Origin of the sequence: Streptomyces sp. NPDC001848, assembly GCF_042891915.1 — a bacterium.
Lineage (GTDB): Bacteria > Actinomycetota > Actinomycetes > Streptomycetales > Streptomycetaceae > Streptomyces.
On sequence record NZ_JBIATP010000039.1, the window covers coordinates 1 to 7641 of the forward strand.

Genomic DNA, 7641 nt, shown 5'->3' on the forward strand with positions numbered 1-7641 from the left:
ATGGAGCAGCCGCTGAACGCCCACAAGGCCGGCACCATCAAGGGCCTGAACGCCGAGGTCGGCGCCTCCATCACCTCCGGCGCCGCCATCTGCGAGATCAAGGACTGACGGCACCGACTGACCGACACGGACAGCACAACGCCCGGCGGACCGGAAGGACCCGACCCGCCGGGCGCCTGCTTTCCTGACGGATGTCCGCGAGCCGCGTCGTCGAGCCGAGTCGTCCGACGGACGAGGAGTGGGGCGGGCCCGACGCCGGCCACCCGGAGCGTCACCTCCGGAGGGCCGAACGCCTGCGCCCGCGTCTCAGCGGCGGCGCAGGTCCGCCACCCGGGCGCGCTCCGCCGAGGGATGCTCGCCGAGCGCCGTGGCACTGCGGAGCTGTGGGCCGGGGGTCTGGCTGCGGCGGGGCCCGGGGAGGGGAACGTCCCGGCGTTGCCGGCCGCCCGCCGGGACCGGGTCCGCGGCCGAGGCCCCCGCGACCGCGATCTGCACGCCCTGGTCGGCCAGCGCCTGCAGCTCCGTGGCCGCGCGGTCGTCGTGTGCCGGGGGCTCGTCCGTCACCAGCCGGGTGATGACGTCCGTCGGCACCGTCTGGAACATCGTGTCCGTGCCCAGCTTGGTGTGGTCGGCGAGCACGACCACCTCGGCCGCCGCCTGGACGAGCGCCCGGTCCACCGACGCCGACAGCATGTTCGACGTGGACAGGCCGCGCTCGGCGGTGAGCCCGCTCCCGGACAGGAAGGCCTTGGAGACCCTGAGGCCCTGCAGGGACTGCTCGGCACCGCTGCCGACCAGGGCGTAGTTCGAGCCGCGCAGGGTCCCGCCGGTCATGACCACCTCCACGCGGTTGGCGTGCGCCAGCGCCTGCGCGACCAGGAGCGAGTTGGTGACGACGGTCAGCCCGGGCACCCGCGCGAGCCGGCGGGCCAGCTCCTGCGTGGTCGTACCCGCCCCTACGACGATGGCCTCGCCCTCTTCGACGAAGCTCGCCGCGAGGTCGGCGATGGCCGTCTTCTCGGCGGTCGCGAGGTGGGACTTCTGCGGGAAGCCGGACTCCCGGGTGAACCCCCCCGGCAGGACCGCACCGCCGTGCCGGCGGTCGAGGAGTCCTTCGGCCTCCAGTGCGCGCACGTCCCGCCGTACGGTCACTTCGGAGGTCTGGACGACGCGGGCGAGCTCACGGAGCGACACTGCCCCGTTGGCCCGCACCATTTCGAGGATCAGTTGGCGACGTTCTGCAGCGAACACGAAACTGACAGTAACCCCAACGACCGTCTGCTTTCAGCAGTTTGCGCCGAATAACAGAAGTTGTTCGCACGGCAGGGCGGAAAGTGGTATAGGTGCCCGATCCATACCCATCCGGGCCGCCCCTGCCGTCCGCATCGTCGGCCGCCCGCCATGACCAGCCGCCTGACCTGCGGCGCCGGCCGGAAAGCGGGCGTCCGGGCCGTCAGCCTTCGCCCGATGTCTTCCGGGTGTGCAGCTGCCGCGCCACCTCGGCGATCGAGCCCGACAGGGAGGGGTACACGGTGAAGGCGTTCGCGATCTGTTCGACCGTCAGATTGTTGTCGACCGCGATCGAGATGGGATGGATCAGTTCCGAGGCGCGCGGCGCGACGACGACACCGCCGACGACGATCCCCGTGCCCGGGCGGCAGAAGATCTTCACGAAGCCGTCCCGGATGCCCTGCATCTTGGCGCGCGGGTTGCGCAGCAGCGGCAGCTTGACGACCCGGGCGTCGATCTTGCCCGCGTCCACGTCGGCCTGCGTGTAGCCGACGGTGGCGATCTCGGGGTCCGTGAAGACGTTCGAGGAGACGGTCTTCAGGTTGAGCGGGGCCACCGCGTCGCCGAGGAAGTGGTACATGGCGATGCGTCCCTGCATGGCGGCCACGGACGCGAGCGCGAAGACACCGGTCACGTCACCGGCCGCGTACACACCCGGAGCCGTCGTCCGGGAGACCTTGTCCGTCCAGATGTGCCCGGACTCGCGCAGCTTGACCCCGGCCTCCTCCAGACCCATCCCGCTGCTGTTGGGTATGGCGCCGACGGCCATCAGGCAGTGCGAGCCGGTGATCACGCGGCCGTCGGAGAGGGTGACCTCGACCCGGTCGCCCACGCGCTTGGCGGACTGCGCGCGGGAGCGGGCCATGACGTTCATGCCGCGGCGCCGGAAGACGTCCTCGAGGACGGCGGCGGCGTCGGGGTCCTCACCCGGCAGCACACGGTCGCGCGAGGAGACGAGGGTGACCTTGGATCCGAGGGCCTGGTAGGCGCCGGCGAACTCGGCACCGGTGACACCGGAACCGACGACGATGAGCTCCTCGGGCAGCTCGTCGAGGTCGTAGACCTGGGTCCAGTTCAGGATCCGCTCGCCGTCGGGCTGGGCGTCGGGCAGCTCGCGCGGGTGACCGCCGGTGGCGATGAGCACGGCGTCGGCGGTGAGGGTCTCCTCGCTGCCGTCGGCGGCCCGTACGACGACCTTGCGCGAGCCGTCCAGGGCCTGCATGCCCTGCAGCCGGCCGCGACCGCGCATGACCCGGGCGCCGGCGCGGGTGACGGAGGCGGTGATGTCGTGGGACTGGGCGAGTGCGAGCCGCTTGACCCGTCGGTTGACCTTGCCGAGGTCGACCCCGACCACGCGGGCGGCCTGCTCCAGGGGCGGGGTGTCGTCGGCGACGATGATCCCGAGCTCTTCGTACGACGAGTCGAAGGTGGTCATCACCTCGGCCGTGGCGATGAGTGTCTTGGACGGCACGCAGTCGGTGAGCACCGACGCCCCGCCCAGACCGTCGCAGTCGACGACGGTCACCTCCGCGCCGAGCTGCGCGGCCACCAGCGCCGCTTCGTATCCGCCGGGTCCGCCACCGATGATCACGATCCGAGTCACGTACTCCATTGTCCCGCACCCGTCGGGCAGCGCTTCTCCTGGGGGCGGCCGGTGATGCTTCTGTTACGGGAGAGGCCGCCGAAGCGCTGCCGTACCCTCGACTCCATGTCGCTCTACGCCGCGTACGCCGGCAACCTCGACGCGCGGCTGATGACCCGCCGCGCACCCCATTCGCCGCTGCGCGCCACGGGCTGGCTGAACGGCTGGCGGCTGACCTTCGGGGGCGAGCACCTGGGCTGGGAGGGCGCTCTCGCGACGATCGTGGAGGACCCGCTGTCGCAGGTCTTCGTCGCGCTGTACGACATCGCACCCATGGACGAGGAGTCCATGGACCGTTGGGAGGGCGTGGGCCTCGACGTCTACCGCCGCCTGCGCAGCGTCCGCGTCCACACGCTGGACGGCGAGGAGACGGCGTGGACGTACGTCCTCAACGCCTACGAGGGCGGCCTCCCCTCGGCCCGCTACCTGGGCGAGATCGCGGACGCCGCGGAGTCCGCGGGGGCGCCGCACGACTATGTGATGGAGCTGCGCAAGCGGCCCTGCTGATCGCTTTCCGCCCCTTTCCACCCCTTTGCCGGAAACGGCAAGACAACGATCGCATTGCCGTGACCTCCGTCATCTACGCGCGTAGGCAAAGACCGGCTACCCTCATGCGCGTGAACGCTTCTCTTCTTCCGGACGACCTCCAGGGCGACCCCTACGCCGCCGCCGACGCCGCCGCCGCGCGCCTGCGCGAGCTGACGGGCGCCGAGACCCACGACGTCGCCCTCGTGATGGGCTCCGGCTGGGCTCCGGCCGTCGACGCCCTCGGCGCCCCCGCTGCCGAGCACCACGTCACCGAGCTGCCCGGCTTCCCGCCGCCGGCTGTCGAGGGCCACGGCGGCAAGATCCGTTCCTACCGGATCGGCGACAAGCGCGCCCTGGTCTTCCTCGGCCGTACGCACTACTACGAGGGCCGCGGCGTCGCCGCCGTCGCGCACGGCGTCCGGACCGCCGTCGCCGCCGGCGCCAAGACCGTCGTCCTCACCAACGGCTGCGGCGGCCTGCGCGAGACGATGCGCCCGGGCCAGCCGGTCCTGATCAGCGACCACATCAACCTCACCGCCACCTCCCCGATCGTCGGCGCCAACTTCGTCGACCTCACCGACCTTTACTCCCCGCGCCTGCGCGCCCTGTGCAAGGAGATCGACCCCACCCTTGAGGAGGGCGTCTACGCGCAGTTCACCGGCCCGCACTACGAGACCCCGGCGGAGATCCGCATGGCCCGCACCATGGGCGCGGACCTGGTCGGCATGTCGACGGTCCTGGAGGCGATCGCCGCGCGCGAGGCGGGCGCCGAGGTCCTGGGCATCTCCCTGGTCACCAACCTGGCCGCCGGCATGACGGGCGAGCCGCTGAACCACGAGGAGGTCCTGCAGGCGGGCCGCGACTCCGCGACGCGGATGGGCGCGCTGCTGGCGCAGGTGCTGGAGCGGCTGTAGGGCACTGCCACACGGGGTGCCCTCCCTCTGGGGGCTCCGCCCCCAGAGCCCCCAGAGCCCCCCATTGCCAGCCTTCGACCTCGTCCTCGTCCTCATCCTCGAACTCCCACTCTCGGCTTCCCGGGGCGGGGACCCACGACGGGCTGACTGCCGCCGCCCGGACCGAGCGGCACCGGCACCACGCCGACGCGGCCACCGTGCTGCACTGGACGGGAAGGCGATGCGACACGTACGTCCCCGTATCCCCGCCATCCCCGCTCGCCGCCCTGCCGCCGCACAACCGAGACCCCAACCCACAACGAGAGGTTGACCCGACGTGCACGACGAACTCATCGCACGGGCCAAGGCGTGGCTGGCCGAGGACCCCGACGCGGACACCCGTGACGAACTCGCCAAGCTGATCGACGCCGAGGACGTCACCGAGCTCGCCGCACGCTTCAGCGGCACCCTCCAGTTCGGCACCGCCGGCCTGCGCGGCGAACTGGGCGCCGGCCCGATGCGCATGAACCGCTCGGTGGTCATCCGCGCCGCCGCGGGCCTCGCCGCGTACCTCAGGGCCAAGGGTCACAGCGACGGCCTCGTCGTCATCGGCTACGACGCCCGCCACAAGTCCGCCGACTTCGCCCGGGACACCGCGGCCGTCATGACGGGCGCGGGCCTGCGCGCGGCGCTCCTCCCCCGCCCCCTGCCCACCCCCGTCCTCGCCTTCGCCATCCGGCACCTCGGCGCGGTCGCCGGTGTGGAGGTCACCGCCAGCCACAACCCGCCCCGCGACAACGGCTACAAGGTCTACCTCGGCGACGGTTCGCAGATCGTGCCCCCGGCCGACGCGGAGATCGCGGCGGAGATCGACGCGATCACGACCCTGACCGCTGTCCCTCGCCCGGACAGGGGGTGGGACACCCTCGACGACAGCGTCCTCGACGCCTACCTCGCCCGCACGGACGCCGTCCTCGCCTCCGGCTCCCCCCGCACCGCCCGCACCGTCTACACGGCAATGCACGGCGTCGGCAAGGACGTCCTCCTCGCCGCCTTCGCCAGGGCCGGCTTCCCCGAGCCCGCCCTCGTCACCGAGCAGGCCGACCCCGACCCGGACTTCCCGACCGTCGCCTTCCCCAACCCGGAAGAGCCCGGCGCCATGGACCTCGCCTTCGCCAAGGCCCGCGAGACGGACCCGGACCTCGTCATCGCCAACGACCCGGACGCCGACCGCTGCGCCGTCGCCGTCAAGGAGGGCACCGACTGGCGCATGCTCCGCGGCGACGAGGTCGGCGCCCTGCTGGCGGCCCACCTGGTCCGGCGCGGCGCGCACGGCACCTTCGCGGAGTCGATCGTGTCCTCCTCCCTCCTCGGCCGCATCGCCGAGAAGGCGGGCCTGCCCTACGCGGAGACCCTCACCGGCTTCAAGTGGATCGCCCGCGTCGAGGGCCTGCGCTACGGCTACGAGGAGGCGCTCGGCTACTGCGTCGACCCGGAGGGTGTGCGCGACAAGGACGGCATCACGGCGGCGCTCCTGATCACCGAGCTGGCCTCGCAGCTGAAGTCCGAGGACCGCACGCTCCTCGACCTCCTCGACGACCTCGCCGTCGAGCACGGCCTGCACGCCACGGACCAGCTCTCGGTCCGCGTCCAGGACCTGTCGCTCATCGCCGCCGCGATGCGCCGCCTGCGCGAGCAGCCTCCGACCGCACTCGCCGGCCTGCCGATCACCAGGTCCGAGGACCTCACCCAGGGCACGGACACGCTCCCGCCCACGGACGGCCTGCGCTACACGCTCGACGGCGCCCGCGTGATCGTCCGCCCCAGCGGTACGGAGCCCAAGCTCAAGTGCTACCTGGAGGTCGTGGTCCCGGTCGCGACCCACGCCGACCTCCCGACCGCCCGTACCAAGGCGGCGGACCTGCTGACGTCGATCAAGCGGGACCTGTCGGCGGCGGCCGGCATCTGACCACCCACTGCCGGGCCGTCCGCCCTCCCAGCCCGGGCCGGAGGGGCGGACGGCCCCGCAGTGCTGCATGACGGACAGCGCGCACAGCGGTGGGCTTGCGGGTGGGCTGCCGGGCTCGTCATCGCTGCCCGCCTCCGAGGGTCTATCGTGCCTTCATGCCGAGTGACCTGATTCGCATCGTCTCCCGCGACTCGCCCATGGCGCTCGCCCAGGTGGAGCGCGTACGCGCCGAACTGGCGGCGCTCCACCCCGCGGTGCGCACCGAGGTCATCCCGGTGAAGACCACCGGCGACAAGTGGATGGGCGACCTCTCCCGGGTCGACGGGAAGGGCGCGTTCACCAAGGAAGTCGACGCCGCCCTCCTGGCGGGCGAGGCGGACCTCGCCGTCCACTGCGTCAAGGACATCCCCGCCGACCGGCCCCTCCCGGCCGGAACCACGTTCGCAGCCTTCCTCAAGCGCGACGACATCCGGGACGCCCTGGTCGACTCCGCCGGCCGCACCCTGGCGGAGCTGCCCGCCGGGACCCGCATCGGCACCTCCTCCGTACGCCGGACCGCCCAACTCGCTGCGGCCCACCCGCACCTGGAGTGCGTCCCGATGCGCGGCAACGCGAACCGTCGCCTGGAAAAGCTCGCCGCCGGAGAAGCCGACGCCCTGCTTCTCGCCGTCTCCGGCCTGGTACGGATCGGCCGCACCGACGCGATCACCGAAGTCCTGCCCATCGAGACGATGATGCCGCCGATCGGCGCAGGGGTCCTCGCCCTCCAGTGCCGGGAGGACGACACCGAGACCATCGAGACCGTCAGCGGCCTGGGCGACCCGGCCACGCATCGCGAAACCCTCGCCGAGCGCATGTTCCTGCACGTCCTTCAAGGCCACTGCAACAGCCCGATCGCCGGGTTCGCACGCGCCGAACGCAACGGAGAGCTCTCCCTGAGAGCCTGCGTTTTCACCCCGGACGGCAAGACCGTACTGAACGCCCACGAGTGGGCGGGACGCCTCGATCCCGCGACCCTCGGCACGTCCGTCGCCGTCGCCCTCCTACGCCAGGGCGCACGTGAACTGATCGACAGCATCGCCCACTAGGCCGACGTCGCCCACGGCGCGGTCAGCCGTTGCACCTCGCCGAGCTACCCGGCGGGCGCGGTGCGGGCGGCTCCGTCCGGAACTGGGCTGAGTTCGCACAGCGCTGCCCACACCAGGGGCGTGACTGTTGGGCCGCACGTTATGACGGATGTGTGAGTCCGGCCGCTTCTTTGCCGGGGTCGTCGAACCGCCCGCCATGACGCAGCCACGGGACCACCCGCCATGACGCAG

At 72.1% G+C, this 7641-nt stretch carries 6 protein-coding genes; 4 read left to right on the forward strand and 2 right to left on the reverse strand.

Annotated features, from left to right (window positions below; genetic code table 11):
• Positions 1-306 precede the first annotated feature (306 nt).
• Both ACFYZJ_RS39230 and ACFYZJ_RS39235 read right to left on the reverse strand, forming a co-directional pair.
• Positions 307-1215: a DeoR/GlpR family DNA-binding transcription regulator gene (locus ACFYZJ_RS39230; protein ID WP_388577163.1), complete on the reverse strand. Its 909-nt coding sequence runs from the start codon at positions 1213-1215 to the stop codon at positions 307-309.
• Between the two features lie 238 nt (positions 1216-1453).
• A complete protein-coding gene (locus ACFYZJ_RS39235) occupies positions 1454-2902 on the reverse strand; it encodes an NAD(P)H-quinone dehydrogenase (protein WP_388577149.1) in 1449 nt (482 codons plus the stop codon).
• A gap of 96 nt (positions 2903-2998) precedes the next feature.
• Here ACFYZJ_RS39235 and ACFYZJ_RS39240 point away from each other — a divergent pair, with 96 nt between their 5' ends.
• The 4 genes from ACFYZJ_RS39240 (at position 2999) to hemC (ending at position 7410) form a co-directional block, all read left to right on the forward strand.
• On the forward strand, positions 2999-3439 hold the full coding sequence (locus ACFYZJ_RS39240) for a gamma-glutamylcyclotransferase (RefSeq protein ID WP_388577152.1): 441 nt from the start codon (positions 2999-3001) through the stop codon (positions 3437-3439).
• 110 nt (positions 3440-3549) lie between these two features.
• The gene (locus ACFYZJ_RS39245) at positions 3550-4374 is read left to right on the forward strand and encodes a purine-nucleoside phosphorylase (protein ID WP_388577155.1); all 825 of its coding nucleotides are present in this window, start codon (positions 3550-3552) and stop codon (positions 4372-4374) included.
• Between the two features lie 316 nt (positions 4375-4690).
• A complete protein-coding gene (locus ACFYZJ_RS39250; protein WP_388577157.1) occupies positions 4691-6322 on the forward strand; it encodes a phospho-sugar mutase in 1632 nt (543 codons plus the stop codon).
• A 155-nt stretch (positions 6323-6477) separates the two neighbouring features.
• Complete coding sequence (hemC, locus tag ACFYZJ_RS39255; protein WP_388577160.1) at positions 6478-7410, forward strand: hydroxymethylbilane synthase; 933 nt, start codon at positions 6478-6480, stop codon at positions 7408-7410.
• The last annotated feature ends 231 nt before the right edge of the window (positions 7411-7641 follow it).

Coding starts and splice junctions, on each gene's coding strand:
- ACFYZJ_RS39235 (WP_388577149.1), bottom strand. CDS start 2,902: ATGGAGTACGTGACTCGGATCGTGATCATCGGTGGCGGACCCGGCGGA.
- ACFYZJ_RS39240 (WP_388577152.1), top strand. CDS start 2,999: ATGTCGCTCTACGCCGCGTACGCCGGCAACCTCGACGCGCGGCTGATG.
- ACFYZJ_RS39230 (WP_388577163.1), bottom strand. CDS start 1,215: ATGGTGCGGGCCAACGGGGCAGTGTCGCTCCGTGAGCTCGCCCGCGTC.
- hemC (WP_388577160.1), top strand. CDS start 6,478: ATGCCGAGTGACCTGATTCGCATCGTCTCCCGCGACTCGCCCATGGCG.